This window comes from Vibrio sp. 14N.309.X.WAT.E.F5 (assembly GCF_030397615.1).
Lineage (GTDB): Bacteria > Pseudomonadota > Gammaproteobacteria > Enterobacterales > Vibrionaceae > Vibrio > Vibrio lentus.
Genome location: NZ_JAPNXR010000006.1, coordinates 199,544 through 221,996, shown reverse-complemented (window position 1 = coordinate 221,996; position 22,453 = coordinate 199,544). Strand labels below are relative to the sequence as shown.

At 43.7% G+C, this 22,453-nt stretch carries 17 protein-coding genes; 8 read left to right on the top strand and 9 right to left on the bottom strand.

What is annotated here, in order from left to right:
- Positions 1-58: 58 nt before the first annotated feature.
- Complete coding sequence (dusC, locus tag OW495_RS09700; protein ID WP_102278177.1) at positions 59-1,015, bottom strand: tRNA dihydrouridine(16) synthase DusC; 957 nt, start codon at positions 1,013-1,015, stop codon at positions 59-61.
- A 181-nt stretch (positions 1,016-1,196) separates the two neighbouring features.
- Here dusC and OW495_RS09695 point away from each other — a divergent pair, with 181 nt between their 5' ends.
- Positions 1,197-1,817, top strand: a complete 621-nt coding sequence (locus tag OW495_RS09695; RefSeq protein WP_017111100.1) for an SEC-C metal-binding domain-containing protein — start codon at positions 1,197-1,199, stop codon at positions 1,815-1,817.
- 114 nt (positions 1,818-1,931) lie between these two features.
- On the opposite strand, the gene dsbB is transcribed toward OW495_RS09695, so the two are convergent.
- Both dsbB and nhaB read right to left on the bottom strand, forming a co-directional pair.
- Positions 1,932-2,456 carry a disulfide bond formation protein DsbB gene (dsbB, locus tag OW495_RS09690; RefSeq protein ID WP_198599811.1) on the bottom strand — a complete coding sequence of 175 codons (525 nt, stop codon included), beginning with the start codon at positions 2,454-2,456 and terminating at the stop codon, positions 1,932-1,934.
- 131 nt (positions 2,457-2,587) lie between these two features.
- Entirely contained in the window at positions 2,588-4,180 is a 1,593-nt protein-coding gene (nhaB, locus tag OW495_RS09685) for a Na(+)/H(+) antiporter NhaB (protein WP_102514396.1), read from the bottom strand.
- Positions 4,181-4,820: 640 nt separating this feature from the next.
- Here nhaB and fadR point away from each other — a divergent pair.
- On the top strand, positions 4,821-5,660 hold the full coding sequence (gene fadR, locus OW495_RS09680) for a fatty acid metabolism transcriptional regulator FadR (protein ID WP_076668981.1): 840 nt from the start codon (positions 4,821-4,823) through the stop codon (positions 5,658-5,660).
- 137 nt (positions 5,661-5,797) lie between these two features.
- On the opposite strand, the gene OW495_RS09675 is transcribed toward fadR, so the two are convergent.
- Both OW495_RS09675 and metG read right to left on the bottom strand, forming a co-directional pair.
- Positions 5,798-6,277 carry a DUF1456 family protein gene (locus OW495_RS09675; RefSeq protein WP_017107299.1) on the bottom strand — a complete coding sequence of 160 codons (480 nt, stop codon included), beginning with the start codon at positions 6,275-6,277 and terminating at the stop codon, positions 5,798-5,800.
- A gap of 188 nt (positions 6,278-6,465) precedes the next feature.
- Positions 6,466-8,526: a methionine--tRNA ligase gene (gene metG / locus OW495_RS09670; protein WP_289886219.1), complete on the bottom strand. Its 2,061-nt coding sequence runs from the start codon at positions 8,524-8,526 to the stop codon at positions 6,466-6,468.
- A gap of 158 nt (positions 8,527-8,684) precedes the next feature.
- Between metG and apbC the strand changes: the two genes are divergently transcribed.
- The 3 genes from apbC (at position 8,685) to OW495_RS09655 (ending at position 12,895) form a co-directional block, all read left to right on the top strand.
- Entirely contained in the window at positions 8,685-9,761 is a 1,077-nt protein-coding gene (gene apbC, locus OW495_RS09665) for an iron-sulfur cluster carrier protein ApbC (RefSeq protein ID WP_076668979.1), read from the top strand.
- Positions 9,762-10,019: 258 nt separating this feature from the next.
- Positions 10,020-10,661 carry a uridine kinase gene (gene udk, locus OW495_RS09660; protein ID WP_004734002.1) on the top strand — a complete coding sequence of 214 codons (642 nt, stop codon included), beginning with the start codon at positions 10,020-10,022 and terminating at the stop codon, positions 10,659-10,661.
- A gap of 107 nt (positions 10,662-10,768) precedes the next feature.
- A complete protein-coding gene (locus OW495_RS09655; RefSeq protein WP_102514152.1) occupies positions 10,769-12,895 on the top strand; it encodes an AsmA family protein in 2,127 nt (708 codons plus the stop codon).
- Between the two features lie 222 nt (positions 12,896-13,117).
- Here the strand turns inward: OW495_RS09655 and cobO are convergent, their stop codons facing one another.
- Positions 13,118-13,723 (bottom strand): cob(I)yrinic acid a,c-diamide adenosyltransferase, encoded by a 606-nt coding sequence (gene cobO, locus OW495_RS09650; protein ID WP_029223569.1) that lies wholly within the window; start codon positions 13,721-13,723, stop codon positions 13,118-13,120.
- Positions 13,724-13,807: 84 nt separating this feature from the next.
- Here cobO and OW495_RS09645 point away from each other — a divergent pair, with 84 nt between their 5' ends.
- Entirely contained in the window at positions 13,808-14,257 is a 450-nt protein-coding gene (locus OW495_RS09645; RefSeq protein WP_102383373.1) for a low molecular weight protein-tyrosine-phosphatase, read from the top strand.
- Between the two features lie 109 nt (positions 14,258-14,366).
- On the opposite strand, the gene OW495_RS09640 is transcribed toward OW495_RS09645, so the two are convergent.
- Positions 14,367-15,914 carry a SulP family inorganic anion transporter gene (locus OW495_RS09640; RefSeq protein WP_017107291.1) on the bottom strand — a complete coding sequence of 516 codons (1,548 nt, stop codon included), beginning with the start codon at positions 15,912-15,914 and terminating at the stop codon, positions 14,367-14,369.
- A gap of 261 nt (positions 15,915-16,175) precedes the next feature.
- Positions 16,176-19,334 (bottom strand): ribonuclease E, encoded by a 3,159-nt coding sequence (rne, locus tag OW495_RS09635; protein ID WP_289886209.1) that lies wholly within the window; start codon positions 19,332-19,334, stop codon positions 16,176-16,178.
- Between the two features lie 617 nt (positions 19,335-19,951).
- Between rne and rluC the strand changes: the two genes are divergently transcribed.
- Positions 19,952-20,896: a 23S rRNA pseudouridine(955/2504/2580) synthase RluC gene (rluC, locus tag OW495_RS09630; RefSeq protein WP_017107288.1), complete on the top strand. Its 945-nt coding sequence runs from the start codon at positions 19,952-19,954 to the stop codon at positions 20,894-20,896.
- Positions 20,897-21,164: 268 nt separating this feature from the next.
- On the opposite strand, the gene OW495_RS09625 is transcribed toward rluC, so the two are convergent.
- Entirely contained in the window at positions 21,165-21,746 is a 582-nt protein-coding gene (locus tag OW495_RS09625; RefSeq protein ID WP_017111091.1) for a nucleoside triphosphate pyrophosphatase, read from the bottom strand.
- A gap of 149 nt (positions 21,747-21,895) precedes the next feature.
- Here OW495_RS09625 and yceD point away from each other — a divergent pair, with 149 nt between their 5' ends.
- Positions 21,896-22,423, top strand: a complete 528-nt coding sequence (gene yceD, locus OW495_RS09620) for a 23S rRNA accumulation protein YceD (RefSeq protein ID WP_004733994.1) — start codon at positions 21,896-21,898, stop codon at positions 22,421-22,423.
- Positions 22,424-22,453 lie beyond the last annotated feature (30 nt).

Genomic DNA, 22,453 nt, shown 5'->3' with positions numbered 1-22,453 from the left:
TGAAATCTTGCGCTTTAAAGGAGGAGAGGGGCTGATGACTCTCCCTGGCTAATACATATTAAGCTGAGTGGAAATGCTCTTCTTGATAGCGTTGTAGGCGCTCTACGATAGGCGGCGCTTTCTTGAAAGTACGAATTTCTTTAAACAGTTCGTTCGCTTCAGGGTAGCCTTTACTTAAATAGACAAACCATTGTTTCACTCTATTGGGGTAGTACATGCCTTTATCCCCTTTAATTTGAAACTCTGAATAGCGCAGTAAGAGTGCGATCACTCTATCCCACGGCATTTTCTGGTGGTTGTGCTTAACGACATTACCAAGGTTTGGAATATTAAAAGCGCCGCGGCAGACCATTAATGAATCGACACCCGTTGCCTCAGTACAATCTTGGCCATCTTGATAGTTCCAAATTTCCCCATTCGCAATCAACGGCAGAGAGGTCTTCTCTCTTATTTGGTTGATGTAATCCCATTTGATTTCGCTGGCTTTGTAGCCGCCAACTTTGGTTCGCGCATGCACGGTAAGTTCGTCAGCTTTTGCTTGCTCGATCGCGTCGACAATTTCAAAGCATTCTTCAGGGTGTTCCCAACCTAATCGAATTTTTGCAGACACGGGAATGTGCGCAGGGACCGCTTCTCGGCAAGCTTTCACCACTTGATAGATGAGCTCAGGTTCTTTGAGCAGGGACGCTCCACCATTGCTTTTATTCACCGCTTTCGCAGGGCACCCAAAGTTAATATCGATGCCTTTAGCGCCTAAGCTGGCCGCTTGGAAGGCATTCTCAGCCATCCAATTTGGGTGCTGTCCAAGAAGTTGGAGGTGAATAGGTACACCTGCCATGGTTTGAGAGCCTTGGTGTAATTCAGGGCAAATACGGTGGAAAACATGCGGGGGAAGAAGTTGATCAACAATACGCACGAATTCAGTGACACAGAGATCATAGTCATTAATCTCTGTAAGAATTTCGCGCATTAGATGATCAAGGACGCCCTCCATAGGGCCAAGTATTACTCGCATGCTGTTTTTTACCGAAACTGAGTGGACCAAAAATTAAGAGGCGTGATTGTACGGCTTGCTCACAGGATTGTCACTACGAGAGTGGGGCTCCTGTTGTCATGTTTACTTGAGCGGTTAGTGGCGACATGCTGGGCCTGATAACGCTATAATGGACAAAATGATTTAAAACACTCGAGCTTTCATGACATATCAATTATTAAGCCTACCAGAACAAGTTACAGACATTACACCGCAGTTTATTGAAGGTGCGATCCTTGCATCTAATCTAGCGACTAAGCCATTAGATCCTGAAGAATGGCTGGCTATCGTCGCGCCTGAAGCGGGCAAAGAGCTGGTAACAATCGTAACGGAACAAATTAACCGTCAGCACAACCTGATTCAGCGTAGTGAATACTTACTAGCCGATGTGTTTGCGGAAGGTGACTTTAATGAGCAATTCGCTGATTTCGCGGAAGGCTTTATGATGGTTTGGCCTACGATTGAAGAGCAGTGGCAAAGTGTGACCGTGGCGGATGGTACGCTGCGTATGCTACAAGCGCTGCTAACTACATTGATGCTGGCGATCGACGAAGAACAAACCCAACAACAAATGGTCGCTGCTGGCCTTCAGAATCCGCCATCGCTTGCTGACTTGGTTGGTCAGATTGATTTGATGATTTCTGAAGTGGCACTTGCGGCAGATGAAGCCATGTTGGGTAATAAGTCACAAAGCGTGAACCCATTTAAAGACATTGGTCGAAACGATTTATGTCCGTGTGAAAGTGGCAAGAAATTCAAGCAATGTTGCGGTAAAAACAGCTAATCGAGACTTGTTGATAGATTGAGCATCAGATTCTCTTTAATTGATAAAAGCTTAAGCAATAAAAAGTCGACCTATTGGTCGACTTTTTCGTGTCTGAACATGATGAGCTAATTGTTAGTCATTCTTTGATTTAACGAATTGAGACACAACAACAAAGCCGAAAGCAACCAAGTTACCCGCGAAGATAATCACTAGCCATTGAGGCATAGAAAGCTCTAAGAACTGCCACACAACCTTGCTGCAGTCTCCGTAAGCTTCAAACATCCACGGAACCCATTTGTTTAGTGGCGCCCAACTAGGGAAGGTCACGAATAAGTCACAGGTTGCAAAAGGAGACGGGTTGAACTGGTAATCGACGTGCTCTAAAGCCAGCGTCAAACCCTTGTACGCGCCAACCCCCCAACCAGCAAGACCTAGCCAACGTGATATCGGGTTATTTGGAGCTATAGCGCCAATCATTGCCGCGACACCGATAGCAAGCATGGCAACGCGCTCGTAGATACACATCACGCAAGGGCCAAGCATCATTACGTGCTGGAAGAAAAGGGCACACGCTTCAAAAAATAGTATGAAAGCCAGCAGTAAAAGCCAAGATAAACGTCCCTTAGAGAAGTCTTTGAGCATTGCAAAAAAGTTCACGAATTTAATCCCGTCTATAAAATAAAAAAGCTCTGAATACTCAGAGCTTTTTATCTTGGATAAGTTTCCTAATCAACTAATATTTTTGATTAGTTAGATACACTTATTGTGTTTCGCAACACAAAATCAGATTAGTGACCACCAGAAACCACTGGAGCAACGACTTCACCTGTGCGCTGCATGATCCAACCTGCATCGTAGAACCAGGCTGTCATCGGTTCAACAAAGAACACGATACCAGCAAGGCCAACAAGAGCCAGTACGATAGTGTATGGCAAAGCCATGATAACCATGCGGCCGTAAGACAGTCGAATTAACGGGGCAAGTGCTGATGTTAATAAGAATAGGAATGCAGCTTGGCCGTTTGGCGTAGCAACAGAAGGTAGGTTAGTACCTGTGTTGATAGCAACAGCAAGTAGGTCAAATTGGTCACGAGTGATGATGCCTTCAACCAGTGCAGTTTTCACTTCGTTGATGTAAACCGTACCTACGAACACGTTATCTGAAACCATCGATAAGATACCGTTGGCTACGTAGAAGAGTGCGAGCTGTGCGCCTTTATCTTCAACGTGAAGTACGGCGTCGATCACTGGCTTAAATAGTCCCTGGTCGATGATTACTGCAACGACTGCGAAAAAGACAGCAAGAAGGGCAGTAAATGGTAGCGCTTCTTCAAAGGCTTTACCCATCGAGTGCTCTTCAATTACACCAGTAAATGCCGTTGCTAAGATGATAACTGAAAGGCCAATCAAACCGACTTCAGCGACGTGAAGCGCAAGGCCAACAATAAGCCAAACAGCGATTGCACTCTGAACCCATAGTTTTGCTACGTCTTGTTTTGTACGGTTTGCGCGTTCTTTGTTGTCAAATTCAACTAAGATTTGGCGAACGTTATTTGGCAGTTCTGCACCGTAGCCAAATACTTTGAATTTCTCGACAAGTGCACAAGTTAAAATACCGCAGAAGAAAACAGGCAGCGTTACAGGCAGCATTCGGATGATAAATTCACCGAACTCCCAACCTGCTTGTTTAGCAATTACCAAGTTTTGTGGTTCACCTACCATGGTCATTACACCACCCAGTGCTGTACCAACACCGGCGTGCATAAGCAATGAACGTAGGAAAGCACGGTAGTTTTCTAAGTCATCACGAGTTAGCTCAGAGATCTCTTCATCATGCGTATGATCGTGCGCAGACGTTGTACCTTTGCCTGATGCAACCTTGTGATAAATAGAGTAGAAGCCGACCGCAACGCTAATAACTACGGCGATTACTGTTAGTGCGTCTAGGAATGCTGATAAGAAAGCAGCAGCAACACAGAAAGCAACAGAGAGTAAGACTTTAGATTGGATGCCAAGCAAGATCTTTGTGAAAATGAACAAAAGCAGTTCTTTCATGAAGTAAATGCCAGCAACCATGAATACGAGCAAGAGTAATACAGGAAGGTTTGCTTGCAGTTCGTGATAAACCATTTCTGGTTTGGTCATGCCAATGGCGACTGCTTGAATAGCTAATAGACCACCCGGTTGAAGAGGGTAGCATTTGAGAGCCATAGCTAGAGTGAAAATAAACTCAACCACTAACAGCCAGCCCGCAACAAATGGGTCAACTAGGAAAAAAACAAACGGGTTGATGATTAAAAAGGAAATGATGGCAAGTTTATACCAATCAGGAGCTTTACCAAGGAAGTTCTTGATAAAAGCGTTTCCGAGAGACATCGGCATGTTAATACTCTTTTATGTTGATTATGAATAGACAAGCAATACAACATTTTGAGAATCGAGCTATAAAATTGATTAAAAACTATAACTAACAGTGACTTAGAAAAACTACATTCCATGTAATGTTCTGTGGTCTTGCCAAGTCACTCCCTTAGAAACTCAAGCACTGCTTATTTTTGAGCGCAACTCTACTCTTAGATAACATTTAGTCAACAGGAAAAGCCCTGTAGCACTAAAAATACCTCTTTTTTGTTGAGAAACGCGATCAAAGTAGCGCAAGCATACCACTTAAAATGTGATAAAAACCGACTAGAATCAATATTTCAGTGAAATGATTGAAATCAACATAATAAAGACTGTTTATGTGTGATTATTACAACTTAATATTGCATTTTAATTACCTTGTAAATATGACCAATGCCATTGATTTTTAACGGTTTTTGTTGTGTTAATAAGTTGTTGTAATGGTGATTTATAGTCACTTGCTTTCCAAACTCTAAGTGTAAACGTGTGCTTAACTTTAGAGCTTTAGCTCTATTGTTATATTTGGGTGAGTAAAGTTTTTGGGGGTATTTCAGCTAGGTAAGACTAGTGGTATGATGAGTAAATTAGAACATAATAATTAAATTGGATTGAAGTGTAGATGGTCATTAAGGCGAAGAGCCCGGCAGGATTTGCAGAAAAGTATATCATTGAAAGTATTTGGAATGGCCGTTTCCCTCCAGGTTCTATCTTGCCCGCAGAGCGTGAGCTTTCTGAACTGATTGGTGTTACACGTACTACGCTTCGTGAAGTACTACAACGTCTTGCTCGTGATGGTTGGTTGACGATCCAACACGGCAAGCCAACTAAAGTTAACCAGTTTATGGAGACCTCGGGTCTTCATATTCTTGATACGTTAATGACGTTGGATGTTGATAACGCAAGTAAAATGGTAGAAGACTTACTTGCTGCACGTACCAATATCAGTCCTATCTTTATGCGTTATGCATTCAAAGCAAATAAAGAAGCGTCTGAGCGTACGATTACTAACGTGATTGAATCTTGTGAAGCTTTACTTGCGGCACCGACATGGGATGAATTCCTAGAGTCTTCTCCGTATGCTGACAAGATAAAACAGTCAGTGAAAGAAGACGTAGAAAAAGATGAAGCGAAGCGTCAAACGATCTTAATTGCTAAAACGTTTAACTTCTACGATTACATGCTTTTCCAACGTTTAGCATTCCATTCAGGTAACCAAATCTACGGACTGATTTTTAACGGTGTTCGTAAATTGTACGATCGTGTTGGCAGCTACTACTTCTCTAACCCAGAAGCTCGTCGTTTAGCCATGGAGTTCTACAGAAACTTGTTTGTTATTTGTGAAAGTGGTGAGCGTGAAAACCTACCACTTGTGATTCGTAATTACGGTATCGCAAGCGCACAGATTTGGAACGAGATGAAAACAACGTTACCAACAAACTTTACTGAAGATGACAGCTAAGTCTTTTCATCAAAGTACTGTTAAGTTTGCTTGTTAAGTAAACGACGTAAAGAAAACAAAAAGCGGCGAGATAATCAAATTATCTCGCCGCTTTTTATTTATTGATAGTTAGTGACAACTTATCAATAGGCAGTCACTTACCCTGCAAACTCTTCTGAGTCTGGGCGGTTAGTAAACTGAACACCATTTAAGTAATCACAAAGTAATTGGTCTTCACACACTTTGTAGTTCTTATTTTCTGGCTTGCGGAAGTAAGCACCGATCTCGTATTTACTTAAGCTCACACCAACAACTTCTAGTACATCAAGCACATCTTCAGCTTTCATGTTTAGCGCGATGCGCAGCTTCATGAAAATCATGTTGTTCGTTAGTGCAACTTCAGGTTTTGGCTGCTCACCTTCTTTCTTGCCACGCTTCAGGTTGATGAAACCATTTAGGAATACCGCTAACTCTTTGTCTTTCATCGTTGCGCATGACTTGTCGTTATCTTCTTTCAGCCAGTTAATCACTTTATCGTGAGCAACGGTAACGTCAGCTTGTTCAATAGCTTTGATGATTTGTGCATTTTTAAGGTTTAGTGCGTGTTGAATACGACGCAAGATTTCATTGTTAGTCACAGGGTAGTCCTAAAAAGGTATCTGGGAGTGAATATGGCTCCAATCAAATATATTGGATTTGATAAAGCACATTTTACTCTACATAGCATAGTTGAGGGCGACTCTAACAGAGAACGCTTGTTTTCCATAGATATAAAAAATCCCCATAACATGGCTGTTATGGGGATTTTTAAGTGGCTAAACCGGCATTACATTACGCGCATACCTGGTTGAGCACCTTCGTGTGGTTCAAGGATCCATAAGTCACTGCCACCAGGGCCAGCAGCTAGGATCATGCCTTCAGACATACCAAACTTCATCTTACGAGGTTTAAGGTTTGCTACCATTACCGTTAACTTACCTTCTAGCTCTTCAGGTTTGTACGCTGACTTGATACCAGAGAATACTTGGCGAGTCTCACCACCGATGTCCAATTGGAATTTCAGTAGTTTGTTCGCTTTTGGTACTTCTTCACAAGAGATGATACGAGCAATACGCATATCGACTGCTGCAAAGGCATCGAACTCAATCTCATCTGCGATTGGCTCTTTGTCTAGTTCAGTTTGGCTTGCTTGTTCTTTTTCCGCTTCTGCTTTTTCTTTTGCTGCTGCTTCAGCGGCTGCATCTTCTTTAGAAGACTCGATCATTGCTTCTACTTTCTTCGGATCAATACGGCTAAACAACGCCTTGAACTTAGTGATTTCGTGATCAGTTAGCGGAGTAGCAATCGCTTCCCACGTTAGCTCTTCGTTTAGGAAAGCTTCAGTGCGAGCGGCTAGCTCTGGCATTACGGGTTTCAGGTAAGCCATCAGTACGCGGAATAGGTTAATACCTACAGAAGAGACTTCTTGAAGCTCTTTCTCTTTACCTTCTTCTTTTGCAAGAACCCAAGGTGCTTTTTCGTCGATGTATTGGTTAGCTTTGTCTGCTAGTGCCGTTACTTCACGAATAGCGCGGCTAAACTCACGAGTTTCGTACAGTTGACCGATACGCTCAGCTGCTGCTACGAATTCGTTATAAAGCTCTGGCTCTGCAAATTCAGCAGAAAGCTTGCCTTCGAAACGCTTAGTGATGAAGCCTGCGTTACGAGAAGCCAAGTTAACAATCTTGTTTACTACGTCAGCGTTTACACGTTGAGTGAAGTCTTCAAGGTTAAGGTCTAAATCATCGATACGGCTGTTTAGCTTAGCAGCGTAGTAGTAACGTAGACACTCAGGATCTAGGTGGTTTAGGTACGTGCTTGCTTTGATGAATGTGCCTTTCGACTTAGACATCTTAGCGCCGTTTACGGTTACGTAGCCGTGTACGAATACGTTGTTTGGCTTACGGAAACCAGAACCTTCTAGCATTGCAGGCCAGAATAGAGAGTGGAAGTACACAATGTCTTTACCGATGAAGTGGTAAAGCTCAGTTGTGCTATCTTTCTTCCAGTACTCGTCGAAGTTTAGATCGTCACGCTTGTCACATAGGTTCTTGAAAGAAGCCATGTAGCCAACTGGCGCATCTAGCCATACGTAGAAGAACTTGTCTTTTTCGCCTGGGATTTCGAAGCCGAAGTAAGGCGCATCACGTGAGATATCCCACTGTTGCAGGCCAGACTCAAACCATTCCTGCATTTTGTTTGCAGTTTCATTCTGTAGAGAGCCAGAACGAGTCCACTCTTTTAGCATGCTTTCGAACTGAGGTAGGTCGAAGAAGAAGTGCTCAGAGTCTTTCATTACTGGAGTTGCGCCAGAAACTGCTGATTTTGGATTAATCAGTTCAGTTGGGCTGTATGTCTCACCACAGTTATCACAGTTATCACCGTATTGCTCTTCTGACTTACACTTAGGGCAAGTACCTTTTACAAAACGGTCTGGAAGAAACATCTCTTTCTCAGGATCGAAAAGCTGAGAAATAGTACGGCTAGAGATGAAACCGTTCTTTTTAAGCTCAAGGTAGATATGAGAAGCCAGTTCACGGTTCTCTTCACTATGTGTGCTGTGGTAGTTATCAAAGCTGATATCAAAGCCAGCGAAGTCTTTTTGATGCTCTTCACTAACAGCAGCGATCATCTCTTCTGGTGTGATACCCATCTGTTGAGCTTTAAGCATAATTGGCGTGCCGTGAGCATCGTCAGCACAGATGAAGTTTACAGTGTTGCCACGTAGACGCTGGTATCGAACCCAGATATCAGCTTGGATATGCTCAAGCATATGGCCAAGGTGAATAGAGCCGTTAGCGTACGGAAGCGCACAAGTTACCAAAAGTTGTCTTGGATCAGTTGCCATACTTAATAATTCGCTTTTTTGATAGGTATAAATTTTGAGAGGTAATACTACTTTATAACGTGTGATACGCCAAGGTATCAGACAAAGGATTCCCCTAGTTTTTTAGGGGTTCAGTCTTCATCTCGTGGGTGATAGCATAAATAAAAAAAGGAGCCCCAATGCGTAACTTTACTTCTAAGCAAGATTTCTGTTCATGGTTGAATGAGTTCGAGTCACCAATCCTCATACCAGAGTGGGCGCTACACCAAAATATTGTATCGGTTGATCCGCGTGGATCATTTGTTATTACCTTGCCTTTTGCTGCCAATCAGCTCGCGGTTGAACTGGAACAGTGGATCCACTCTCAAATTGAACAGCAACTAGTGAGTGCTTTCCAATTTGAAGTGAAGGTGAAGCCATCTGCGTTAGAAACAACAGTCGCGACACCTTTGAAGGGCGTTAAGAACATTATCGCCGTGACGTCGGCAAAGGGTGGGGTGGGTAAATCCACAACTTCAGTAAACCTTGCGCTTGCGTTATCTAAGTCAGGTTCAAAAGTGGGCTTGTTGGATGCGGATATCTATGGTCCGTCTGTGCCGATGATGCTTGGTCAACTAGACGCAAAACCAGAAGTACAGAATAACAAATGGATGATGCCAATCGAAGCTCATGGCATTTTTACTCATTCTATCGGTTACCTTGTATCAAAAGATGATGCAGCTATCTGGCGTGGTCCAATGGCAGCGAAAGCATTAGGTCAGCTTGTGAATGAAACCGTCTGGCCAGAACTGGATTACCTTGTTATCGACATGCCACCGGGCACAGGTGATATTCAGCTAACGCTTTCGCAGCAGATCCCAGTAACGGGCGCGGTAGTCGTGACAACACCTCAAGATTTGGCTTTAGCCGATGCTCGTAAAGGCGTGGCGATGTTCGATAAAGTGAGCGTGCCAGTTGCAGGCTTAGTGGAAAACATGAGTTACCATATTTGTAGTCACTGTGGTGAGAAAGAACATATCTTCGGTGCTGGTGGCGCGGAAGCTATGTCGGAAGAGTTCTTCCTTGATATTTTAGCGCAGATTCCACTGCATATTGATGTGCGAGAAGACATCGATGCGGGCTGCCCAACCGTTATACGTCGTCCGGACAGCGAACACACTCGTCACTACCTTGAATTGGCTGAAAATGTGGCTGCGAAAATGTTCTGGACGGGAAAAGCAAGACCGGAAGCGATTAACTTTTCTATGGTTGATTAGAGTAGATCAGCCTTAAAGCCGTATAAATTATATTTGGGTGAGATAAATAGCTTTTGGATTTGGCTAGATAGTCATTGGGTTTGTGCAAATAGTTGTACGCTAGTGATTCGAAAGCAAACGATTATATTCATTTAATGTATAGATAACATCAATTTGACTGTAATTAGCAAGAATGGCGACTAGAATCTATATTGTTTAGCCCCTATAATCAGGCGGTTTATCTCTTCCCACCACCAAACCATATCGGGTGCAAAATTAATGTCTGATAATAATCAATGTGTCATCGTAGGTATCGCTGGCGCTTCAGCATCAGGAAAAAGTCTGATTGCTAGTACAATTTATAATGAGTTGCGCGAGAAAGTAGGCGACCATCAAATTGGTGTTATCACGGAAGATTGCTACTACAGCGACCAAAGCCACTTGAGTATGGAAGAGCGTGTTAAAACTAACTACGATCACCCAAATGCACTGGATCATGATCTATTATGTGAACACCTACAGCAGCTAATGAGTGGCAATGCGGTAGAAGTTCCTGAATACAGCTATACAGAGCACACACGTACTTCTGAAACGACTACACTTACACCTAAGAAAGTGATCATTTTAGAAGGTATTCTGCTTCTGACAGACCCGCGTCTTCGTAAACTAATGCACGCAAGCGTGTTTATGGATACACCGTTAGACATCTGTCTACTACGCCGTGTTAAGCGTGATGTAGAAGAGCGTGGTCGTACAATGGACACGGTACTTAAGCAATATCAAGAAACAGTACGTCCAATGTTCATGCAGTTTATCGAGCCTTCAAAACAACATGCAGACATCATCGTTCCTCGTGGTGGTAAAAATCGCATCGCGATTGATGTGCTAAAAGCGCACATTGCGAAGTTGTTGAAGTCTTAATTAAGTAAAATTTTTGTCTAAGTGACTCACTTAGCTTTATTTTTTACCGAATCAGTGGCACTTTTATAGTGCCACTTTCTTTTGGAATCTAAGCAAGGAATATGCGGATGAAGAAACTACTCATTTTCATAGCTGTACCAGTGTTTGTTGTCGTTGCAGCAATTCTGGCACTAGTGCTGTTAGTGAACCCTAACCAATTTAAGCCATTAATTGTCGAACAAGCCCAAAAACACACAGGCCTAGAGCTCGTGATAGAGGGCGATATCAGCTGGCAATTTTTCCCATCTATTGGCTTCGAACTTGGTCAAACTGAATTACGTAACCCTGAAGGATTCACCCAACCAAACCTGTTTAAGGTTGATACCGTTGGTGTTGATGTTTCGGTTACTCCGCTATTTAGCAACCAACTAGAGATAGGTAACATCACTCTAGACGGGGCAGAATTCTATTTAGAAACGCTTAAAGATGGTCGCAAGAACATTGATGCACTAACGCAAGCGTCAGCACCTCAAGAGTCTGAACCTGCTGCAGATGCAAATGCTGAATCAGCACCTGCATCTCAAGAACAAAGCGCAACTGAAGCATCTGGTTGGACGATCAACCTTGCAGGCGTAACTGTTTCAAATGCATTGTTTGAGATGGACGACAAGCAAGCGGGTTCATTCACTAAGCTATACGATGTGTCTTTGAATCTTTCTGAGTTTGCTGTTGATACATGGACAACTGCGACGTTTGCCGCTTCTGGTGAAAACAACCAACAGAAGTTCTCTGCAAACGGCAGTGCTGAATTCAAATTAGCGGAAGGCTTCGCAAGCTACGCATTACGAAATATTGACCTTAATGCGAAGTTCAATGATCCGGCAACGTCGATCGAGTCAGCGAAGATTGGCTTGAATACGTTTGAGTTCGATAAGGTTAACCAACTGACTTACGCCGTCATTGGTAAAGCTGCTGGTCTTGACCTTGATCTTAAAGGTGGTGGTGAGCTAACAGTCGATAGCGCGATTTCAAAAGTAACATTGAACAAGCTAACGTTAGACTCAACATTCAAAGGTGACACGCTTCCTCAGTCACCAATGAAAGTGGATATGTTGTCTGACCTAAGCTTTGATCTAACTAAGAGCCACTTGAGCTTTGTGTTAGAGAAGCTGCAAGCTAACTCTATCGCGTTAGATGGTAAAGCCGACGTAACGTTATCTGAAATACCAAAGGTTCGTTTTTCTCTTCATAGCCCGAACATCGATTTAGATGAGTTCTTAGGTTTAGGTAACGCAACAGAAACTGCAAGCTCGGCTCCTTCTGGTTCAGCTGGTGGCTCAACTTCAAGTGCTGGCAGCTCGGCTCCAGCGAAAGAAGTAGAACCGGATCTTTCGGCACTGAAAACGCTCGACGTGAAAGGTGACATCACGATTGATAAGTTCAAGGCGAGCAATGCGAAGATGCAGAACGTTAAAGCAGCATTCTCGGTAAACCGTGGTATCGCAGAGCTATCCTCATTCACATCGAATCTTTACCAAGGTTCTATTTCTGCTACCGCCAAGTTAGACGCTCGTAAAACTCCGGCGACTTACACGGCTAAGAAGAAAATCAAAGGCGTGAAGGTTCAACCGTTACTGGTTGATGTTGCAAACAACGACATGCTTGAAGGTACCGGTAATATCGATGTTAACGTCAAAGGTAAGAGCCTGACGCCAACTGGAATCAAGAAGAACCTAGTTGGAACCATCGCGATTAACTTTGAAGATGGCGCGGTGAATGGTATCAACGTTGCTCAATTGATTCGAGAAAACTACGCTAAGATCAAAGGCGAAAAAGTCGAAAGCAAAGATGAGGCTCAAAAGACTGACTTCAGCGCAATGAAAGCGACACTGAAGGTTGATAAGGGTTGGGTTTCAACGAACGACTTATCGGCACAGTCGCCACTGCTACGTGTTACTGGCCAAGGCAAAGCAAACTTCATTAATGAAACCGTCGACTTCTTAGTAAGAACGTCAATTGTTGGTTCATTAGAAGGTCAGGGTGGTAAGAACATCGATGATCTGAAAGATGTTACGATTCCTATTAAGGTGACAGGCCAGTGGGCTGAACCGAAATTTGCGCTTGTTTTTGATGATGTGCTGAAACAAAAAGCACAGAAAGAGATCGACCGTGGCGTGAATAAGCTAACGGATAAGATCAAAGACGAGAAGACTAAAGAAGCGGTTGATGGTTTATTGAAAGGTTTCTTTAACTAATCTTTACCTGACTACGCTTATAAAAGAAGCGCCATTCCTACTGTAGGAATGGCGCTTTTGTTTGGATGCTTATGATACTTTCGGGAGATGCCCTATGACACTCGTTCCTCGTTCTAGGGAATGACGATTGGTGCTCGTCCTTTATTTAAGGGAGTAACACTGAAAAGTCGTCATCCTCGAAAGGGAAGAATGACCGAGTCGGGGATCTCTAGTTGAACGTGATTACCAGTCGACACCTTGAAGTGCTTTAACACCGGATTCGAAAGCGTGCTTCACGTTACGAACTTCAGATACCGTGTCCGCCATTTCTGTCAGAGTGCGATGCGCACCACGACCAGTAATGATCACAGATTGCATTTTCGGACGGTTGTTGAGAGCCTCTACCACCTCATCTAGCTCGATGTAGCCGTAACTCACCATATAAGTCAGCTCATCAAACAGAATCACGTCAATGGACTCATCAGCCAGCATACGCTGACATTCTTTCCAGATACGTTGTGCTGCTTCAATATCTTTTGTTTTGTCTTGGGTTTCCCATGTAAAGCCAGTTCCCATGACTTGGAATTCAACATCCAGCTTTTGGAGAACGTTCTTTTCGCCGTTATCCCAAGTTCCTTTCACAAACTGAGCGACCGCACATTTCTTACCATGACCGACGGCACGAGTGATGGTGCCAAATCCAGATGTTGATTTACCTTTACCGTTACCAGTGATAACCAATAACAGGCCTTTCACTTCTTGCGCGGCTGCGATACGTGCATCGACTTGTTCTTTTACTTTCTGTTGCCTTGCTTTATGGCGTTGCTCTTTGTTGTCTTCAGTCGACATAACAAATCCTTTTAAGTTGTGATTGCACCTATCATAGCCTAACTTAACCATAGCAAAAACCATCGGAAGAACAGGTGATTACGAATGAAGAAGATACTCGTTGTTTGCATGGGTAATATTTGTCGCTCGCCAACAGGTGAAGCGGTATTAAGGAAGAAGGCTAATCAGCTAGAAGTGGATGTTATTGTAGATTCTGCAGGGACGATTGGGTTTCATCAAGGCAACCCACCAGACTCTCGTTCAAAGTCAGCAGGTGAGAAACGTGGTTATAGCTTCAAAGGTATTACGTCACGCAAAGTCGTGATGAATGACTTTGAAGAGTTTGACCTAATACTCGCGGCTGATAAGGCAAATTTGGATGATTTAATGAGCCAGTGTCCGGCTCACCTCCAATACAAGCTTGCGTTATTCTTGAGCTTTGGAGAGTCCCAATATCAAGAGATACCCGATCCGTATTATGGCGAAGGGAATGGTTTTGAGTTGGTTTTGGACTTAATTGAAGAGTCTAGCGAAGCGATATTGCGATCTATTTAACGGCGAAGCTATGTTCTGTGTTTCCGCAATAGATATAAAACGACAGGTATAAAAAAGGCCGACATTCAATGTCGGCCTTTCTAAATCTAACGGTAAGCGATGGCTAAAATTACTTAGACATTACTTTGTAGATTGGGTCTTCTGCAACGTTCGCTTCAACTAAGCTACCCGCTTTGTGCAGCATAGCAACACAGTCTTGGCTTAGGTGACGAAGGTGAAGTGTTTTACCCAGAGCAGCGTAACGATCGGCAATCGTGTCGATTGCTTCAATTGCTGAGTGGTCAGTAACGCGTGAGTTTGCAAAATCAACGATAACATCTTGTGGATCGTTGTATGAGTCAAACAACTCAAGGAAGTTTGCGGTTGAACCAAAGAAGATTGGACCGTTAACTTTGTACTCTTTTGAGCCTTCAGCGTTTACTGATGTGTCTGCGTAGATGTGCTTAGCATGTTGCCATGCAAACATTAGTGCAGAAGCTACAACACCCACACCAACTGCTACCGCAAGGTCTGTTAGTACTGTAACTACAGTTACAAGAACGATAACGAAGAAGTCTTGCTTAGGAACGCGACGAGCCAGTTTGAAGGTTGCCCATTCAAACGTACCGATAACAACCATAAACATAACACCCACTAGCGCTGCTAGAGGAATCATTTCGATAAGCGCAGAGCCGAACAGGATGAACATCAGTAGTGCAACTGCAGCTACGATACCTGAAAGACGACCACGACCACCTGAGTTTACGTTGATCATCGATTGACCGATCATCGCACAACCACCCATCGCGCCAAATACTGAACACGTTACGTTAGCCATACCTTGACCCACACATTCACGGTTAGATTGACCACGAGTGTTTGTCATTTCGTCTAGTACCGTTAGTGTTAGTAGAGACTCAATCAAGCCGATAGCCGCAAGGATAATTGCGTATGGCAGGATGATTTGTAGCGTTTCGAAAGAAACTGGAACAGCTGGAATAGAGAACGTTGGTAGAGAGCCTGCAAGTGTCGCAGCTTCGTCACCAGACATAGTGCGTAGAAAATCAACAACAGTACGAGTTTCAAGATCAAGGCCTACAACCAAAGCCGTTACCGTAACAATAGCAACCAGTGAAGACGGTACTGCTGTTGTTAGTTTAGGCAGGAAGTGGATGATACCCATTGTTAGTGCAACTAGGCCTAACATCAGTGTCATTTGACCGCTTGGTAGCCAAGTTAGTGCACCTGTTACGTCTGGTGCTTTAAATTGTCCAAGTTGTGCTAAGAAGATAACAATAGCTAAGCCGTTCACGAAACCAATCATTACTGGGTGCGGAACGATACGGATAAACTTACCTAGCTTGAATACACCCGCTGCAATTTGCAGAAGGCCAGCCAGCATAACTGCCGCAAAGAGGTATTGAACGCCGTGGGTTGCTACTAGGCTCACCATTACTACAGCCATTGCGCCAGTTGCACCAGAAATCATACCTGGACGACCGCCGAAGACAGAAGTGATTAAACCTACGATGAATGCTGCGTAAAGACCAACCATTGGGTCAACGCCTGCAACAAAGGCGAATGCTACGGCTTCAGGTACCAGAGCTAAGGCTACTGTAAGACCTGAAAGCACATCATTTTTTACAGAGTGCTTTGAAAATTGTGGGAATTCGAACATGTTTGCTCAGCTATGCTTAAAATGGGTTTACCGACACGAGTGTATTGCGTAGCCAAACAGTGATGAAAAAGAGCGGCAATAGCTAAGTGTCGAAAATATAAGTGCGCGAATGCTACCCAAAAATGTGATTAAGTTCAAGGTTGAACCCCATTTTGAGTAATATATCTATTATAACTAATCGGAACTGTGGATATAAAAAAAGGGCGACTTATGAATAAGTCGCCCTTAGATAGTTCTTTGCAGATTACTCCGCGAAGCTCATTAGTATTGAGGTTTAGTCATGCCAGCGCCAGCTTTATTTGACGCTGCTTGGCTACCTGCACCTTTCGATACAAAACGCTCAGTACGGAATGGAGCCGCAACAACTTGAATCTCTTTGATCTCTTGAGGACCAGGAGCTTTAGTCATTGGAGAGCCAGCTTGTTTCTTCGCTTCTACTGCCTTCGGTGCTGCTTTAGGAGCTTGTGCTTTTACCACAGGAGCTTCTTCTACTTTTGCACTTTCAGCTTTAGGCGCTTCAACCGCTTTTACTGGTTCAATAACAGCTTCAGTTTCAACAATTGCTTCTGCTACAACCTCTTCAGCCTTAACTGTCTCAACAGGAGCTTCAACTACTGGTGCTGTAACTACCGGAGCTTCTTCAACTACCGTAGGAGCTTCAGTTACCTGAGCTTCAACGACAGTTTCAGCTTCTTCACGGCGGATAATGACTTTACCCATCGCAAGTTCAGGACATGCAAAGCCGCCTGCCATAGCAGTGTTACTTTGCGGTGCCGTCTCTTGAGCTACGTTTTGCTCTTGTACAACAACTTGAGTTTCAACTGCTACTTCAACTTCAGCCACTTCAGGTTTTGTCTGATTATGGTGAGGTTTTGGAATGAAGCGAGGCATCACTTTACCCATAGCCATCTCTGGAGAAGCTACACCACCTTTACGTAGGCGGAATGGGTTAGGGCGACGATCACGACCGCGACGACGACGTTGGCCACTTGCACGTAGGTGACGTGGCGAACGGCGGTTACGACGTTGCTTCGGCTCTTCCTGTTCAGTTTGCTCTGCGTCTACTTGAGTTGCTTCAACTTGCTCAGCAACCTTCTGTTCTTGAGCTACAGCTTGTTCGTGATTTGCTGCTTGTGCCTTTTGCTCTTTTGAAGCGTTATCGGCATTGTTGTCAGCTTCTGCTTGAGCTAGTTGGTCTTTAACACGAACTTGCTTATTCAGTTTACGACGCTGGCGACGCTCTTTAATCTTCACAGCTTTTGCTTCAGGCTTCGCCTTCGGCGCTTCAGGTTTATCAGCTTGCGCTTCTGCTGCTAGCTGTAGACCTTCTTCTGCTAATTTAGATGGAGCTTGTTCTTCACGTAGCTTCTGCTCATCACGTGGCTTATTGCGACGATCTTGCTTAGGCTTACGTGGTTGACGAGTTTGCTGTGGAGCTGCTTCTTTTTGCTCTTCAGGCTTCTCATCACGTACAGGCTTACGACGGCGTTTGTTGTCACGGTTTTCGTTACGATTGTCACCACGATCGCTGCGCTCATTACGTTCACCGCGCTCACCACGTTGGCTGCGACGACGGTTGTCGTTACGATCACGGCGTTGACGGTTGCCGTTGTTGCGGTTGTTCTTAGGCTTCTCTTCTTCTTGCTTCTCTTCTTCTTTCTTCTCTTCTTGAGCTGAAGATCCAAATAAGAAGCTACCGATAGCTTTGAAGAAACGACCAATTAGACCTGGTTCTTGCGTTGCAGCAGCTGGTTCAACTTTCTTCTCTTCAACAGCTTTAGGGGCTGGAGCAGGAGTCGGTGCTGATTGAGCTGGAGCCGCGAAACCTTTCAGAGCTGGCTCTTCGATCTTCTTAGGACGAATAGTCTGTTCTGCTGGTTCTTTGCTTTCTGCTTCTTTTAGAGCTTCTAGCTTGTTAGGCAGTAGGTAAGACAGTAGATCGAACTCTTCACCTTCACGTACACGGATAACCTCAAAATGTGGCGTTTCCATGTCAGAGTTAGGAACAACAGTGATCTTAACTTCTTGGTTCTTCTCGATGTGGTTTACTGAGCGACGTTTCTCGTTCAATAGGTAAGAAGCGATAGGAACAGGGACTACAGCAAGAACTTGCGCAGTGTTGTCTTTTAGAGCTTCTTCTTCGATTAGACGTAGAACAGATAGTGCTAGAGATTCGTTATCACGAACAACACCAGTACCTGTACAACGAGGACAAATGTGGTGGCTTGCTTCTGCTAATGATGGGCTCAAACGTTGACGAGACATCTCTAGAAGACCAAAGCGAGAAATACGGCCAATCTGAACACGTGCGCGATCTAAACGAACAGCATCACGTAGACGGCTTTCTACTTCGCGTTGGTGGCGAACCGGAGTCATATCGATAAAGTCGATAACAACAAGACCACCTAGGTCACGTAGACGTAATTGACGTGCAATTTCATCGGCTGCTTCTAGGTTAGTGTTAAGTGCTGTTTCTTCGATATCGCCGCCCTTTGTTGCACGAGCAGAGTTGATATCGATAGAAGTCAGAGCTTCTGTTGGGTCGATCACGATAGAACCACCAGATGGAAGACGAACTTCACGTTGGAAAGCAGATTCGATCTGGCTTTCAATCTGGTAATGGCTGAATAGTGGCACTTCACCATCGTACTTCTTAACGCGATTCATGAAATCTGGGCGTATTAATTGAATGTGCGCTTGTGCACGTTCAAAAATAGTATTGCTGTCGATTAGAATCTCGCCAATATCACGACGCAGATAGTCACGAATCGCGCGAACGATAACGTTACTTTCTTGGTGAATAAGGAAAGGAGCTGCATTTGAATCAGAAGCTTGCTTGATAGCGCCCCAGTGATTCAATAGAACGTTCAAGTCCCACTCTAGCTCTTCTGCACTTTTGCCAACACCCGCTGTACGCACGATTAAGCCCATGCCTTGAGGTAGCTCAAGAGTGCTTAATGCTGCTTTCAGTTGAGTGCGTTCATCACCTTCGATACGACGAGAAATACCGCCAGCACGAGGGTTATTAGGCATAAGAACTAAGTAACTACCCGCCAAAGAGATGAAAGTTGTCAGTGCAGCGCCTTTGCTACCACGTTCTTCTTTCTCAACTTGTACGATTACTTCTTGCCCTTCTCTTAGCACTTCTTTAATGCTAGGACGGCCTTGGTATGTATAACCTTCAGGGAAGTATTCGCGGGCAATTTCTTTAAGAGGGAGGAAACCGTGACGTTCTGCGCCGTAATCAACAAATGCCGCTTCTAGGCTTGGTTCAATACGGGTAATACGTCCTTTGTAGATATTCGCTTTCTTTGACTCGTGACCTGGACTTTCGATATCTAGATCGAACAGTCGCTGGCCATCAACCAAAGCGACACGCAACTCTTCTTTTTGAGTTGCGTTAATTAACATTCTTTTCATTTAGAAATTCTCATTGTCTTTTCTTATTTTCATCATTGTTCTTATCGCTTTATTCGTTTCTCATGGTGCCAGATCCCATGGCTTTATCGGTGCAGCCTCCCGGCTGGAGAGGGATGCTCTGGGGCACGTCAGTCATCATAGGGAGTTAGCCTATGATCCGCGATGTGGCGGTGAATACTCAACATGAGCGTACGTGAGTAGAGCGATAAGGAACTCAGTTGACCGTGTCTTACGCCGATTGCAGCACTGTCTAATCTGAGTTATCTACTCATTTACTTGCTTATGAATGGTTAGCTGTTTAAATAATAGTCAAACCACTGATAGCAGCTGTGAACTATAGCAGCGGTCGGTAAACACAGCAATCTGCTTTGTCGGAATGCGGTAAAAAAAACAGTTTTTGTTTGGGTTTTGATAGCTCTAACTCACTGTCTATAAATAATTTATCAATTGATATTTTAATTTGCAGGAATCTTGATGCTTTTTTGTTCGAAGAATCAAAGAAATATAGGACTTCAGTCGCTATTTAGGGAGGATTCCGTGAGGATTAAGGATAAATTAGTACGGAATAGTGCTAAGAAAACCTCAATTATCAAAAGTGACAGTGATACAATAGCCGCATGAGCGAAATTAGAACCCAAGTCCAGTTCGTCGACATTGACGAAGATATGGCTGGTCAGCGTATTGATAACTTCTTACGCAACCAATTAAAAAACATCCCGAAAAGCATGATTTATCGAATCGTGCGTAAAGGCGAAGTCCGCGTTAATAAAAAACGTATCAAGGCTGAATACAAACTAAAAGCAGGTGATTTAGTTCGTATCCCGCCAGTCACTATTGAAGAGAAAACAGAAGACAGTGTACCAAGCACGAAACTTAATAAGGTTTCGGAATTGGAACAGTGCATCATCTATGAAGATGACCACATGCTGATTCTGAATAAGCCATCAGGTACTGCGGTTCACGGTGGCAGTGGACTTAAGTTCGGCGCAATTGAAGCGTTAAGAGCACTTCGTCCCGACGCGCGTTTTCTTGAACTTGTGCATCGTATTGATAGAGATACGTCAGGTATTCTACTTATCGCAAAGAAACGTTCTGCGCTAAGACACCTTCAAGCACAGTTCCGCGAGAAAACTGTACAGAAGTACTATTTTGCTTTGGTTATGGGGGAGTGGAAGAACAGCTGTAAGGTTGTTAATGCTCCACTGCTGAAGAACGAAGTGAATAGTATTGTTCGTGTTAATCCAAACGGCAAAGCTTCGGAAACGCGCTTTAGAGTTTTAGAAAAGTTCCAAGACGCAACTTTGGTTCAAGCAAGTCCAATTACGGGGCGTACGCACCAAATTCGTGTGCATGCTCAATACACTGGCCACCCAATTGCTTGGGATGACCGTTACGGTGACCGTCGTTTCGATGCTTATACGGGTAAAGTAGGACTGAATCGTCTGTTCTTACATGCAGCCAACATCAAGTTTACCCACCCGGGTAGCGAAGAGAAGATGGACATCTCGGCGCCAATGGAAGCGAGATTGGAAAAAGCACTGACTGGCTTACGTAAGCTTTAAGAAGATACAAGATACGAAAGAGATAATTCTTTCAGGATTTAGTATTAGCAATCTGAAAATGATAAAGGTTGACGAATATCGTCAACCTTTTTTTGTTTTTATATGTTGCAGAAGATCCCCAACTCGCTCGTTCCTCGTTCTTGAGGATGACGACTTTTTAAAGTCACGTTCTATATCATTGGCTGATTAGATAAAGTTGCGTCTTCCGTCATTCCCTAGACTTACGAAGGAAGGAGTAGGGAATCTCCAACAGAGTGGTAAGCCCCTGTTACAACACATTCATTCCTTGCGCTTCTAACATATCAACCAGATCGATCAGAGGTAAACCGATCAAGGTATTCGGATCTTTACCTTCCATTTGCTTAAATAATGCAATACCTAACCCTTCGCACATAAAACTGCCTGCGCAGTAATAAGGCTGTTCTTTCTCTACATAAGAAATGATCTGTTGCTCAGTTAAATCGCGGAAATGTACGACGAAGGTATCTAAGCGAGTGTCGGCTTGATTGGTTTCACTGTTCCATACGGTTATCCCTGTATAGAAAGTGATGCTTTTGCCGCTTTGACGAGACAACTGCTCAATCGCTTTTTCACGAGTATGCGGTTTGCCGATGATCTCTCCATCAATCACACACACTTGATCGGAACCGATCACTAGGCTTGGTTGTTCGACAGTACAAGACTTGGCTTTTGTCTCGGCAAGACGCATTACCAATTGTTGAGGTGTCTCTTCTGGAAGTGGCGTTTCATCGCAGTCAGGCTTCGCTGTGACAAAGCCTAACTGTAGTTTTTTGAGGATCTCTTGCCTAAATGGTGAGGTAGAAGCTAAAACTAGTTGGTAATTTCTCATTTTAATTTACAATTCGTGTAAGCATTTAGTTCAGGATAACGTAACTTATCCTGCTATTCATAATGCTCTGAACAGGAAAGGTAGGAAAGTACATTTTTTTTGCCATTTCCTTTGACTAAACACGATTTGGAAGATAAGATTCGCGCCCTATGCAAAAGGAAAAAATACCGCGTACAGTTGATCCGGCAAGAACGGCTCAAAAACGACTCGATATGGATGGTATCATTCAAGTCAGTCTTTTGAAGCGTTTAACTGAAACAACTGAAGGCGTAAAACGTGACGCGCAAGTCTCAATGTCATTTGGGCTTGATGAACAACGATTAGTCGTTATCTCTGGTAAAGCTAACGTCGAAGTCGATTTAGAGTGTCAACGTTGTAATGAGGTTTTCGCACATGAGTGCGATGTCCAATTTACTTATACTCCTGTTTACAGCGAGAAAAGTGAAGAGGAAGCACCGGAAGAGTACGATTTGGTAGATCTGAACGAGTACGGTGAGTTAGACCTGATTCAATTAGTTGAAGACGAGTTCATCCTTGGATTGCCACAAATAGCAATGCACGACGATGCGAAATGTAGCGTTAACTCAAATAACTTGGTGTTTGGTGAACTTCCTGAAGAAATTGAGGAAGATAAAAAGCCGAATCCATTTGATGTTTTAAAAAACTTAAAGAAGTAACTTATTAGTAAGTATCTTTAAGAATTTACA